1 protein-coding gene is annotated in these 795 nt (G+C 70.9%); it reads left to right on the top strand.

From position 1 onward, the window contains the following. The first annotated feature begins 134 nt into the window (after positions 1 to 134). A complete protein-coding gene (locus AC31A1_RS52100) occupies positions 135 to 722 on the top strand; it encodes an RBBP9/YdeN family alpha/beta hydrolase (protein WP_489660026.1) in 588 nt (195 codons plus the stop codon). Positions 723 to 795 lie beyond the last annotated feature (73 nt).

Below are 795 nucleotides of genomic sequence, written 5' to 3'. Positions count from 1 at the left end.
GTGGGGGGAGTGCCGGGTGGGGTTGGAGGCGCGGGTGCGGGCACGGTTGGCGCGAGGCAACTCGGTGGCAGACAGGTTGAGTTGATCGCGGGCCGACTGGACCGCTCGGCCGGTGATCGGAAACCATCGCCCTCATGAACTCCTATCTCATCCTCCACGGCTGGCAGAACCACCGCCCGAAGGAGCACTGGCAGCACTGGCTGGCCGACCGGCTCGGCGAACTCGGCCACCACGTCGTCTACCCCCAGCTGCCCGACCCCGACGCCCCCGACCTGGACGTGTGGCTGGGTGAACTCGCCCGCTGTCTCGATGAGTTGAACAACAGCGCCGGCGGCGAGCGAGTCGTCCTCGGACACAGCGCCTCGGCGCTGCTCTGGCTGCACGCCGTCGCCCGCGGGCAGGTCCAGGGCGGTGAGGCGGATCGCGTGCTCCTGGTCGCACCGCCCTCCGGTGCCGTGGTCGCCCAGTATCCGGAGGTCGCCGGATTCGCCCCGCCCGCCGCGGAGTTCACTCTCCCCGGGAACGTCCGCCTCGTCGCCGGCGACGACGACCCGTACTGCCCGGAGAACGCCCGCACCGCCTACGGCGACCCGTTCGGCATCCCCACCGAACTCATCCCGGGCGGGGGCCACTTGGACCTGGTCGCCGGTTACGGCTCGTGGCCCGCGGTGCTGGACTGGTGCGTGGACGGGACGACGCGGCTTGTGGCTCGTCCGGAGTAGGGCTGTCCCGGGTTGGTCCGGTCTGTGCGGGCGGGGGTCGTACCGGAGCTGTCTCTTATACACATCTCCGAGC

The sequence above is a fragment of the Streptomyces sp. P5F9 genome, from assembly GCF_057961495.1.
The sequence above is the reverse complement of the archived record's forward strand: the minus strand, read 5'-3'. Positions and strand labels throughout refer to the sequence as shown.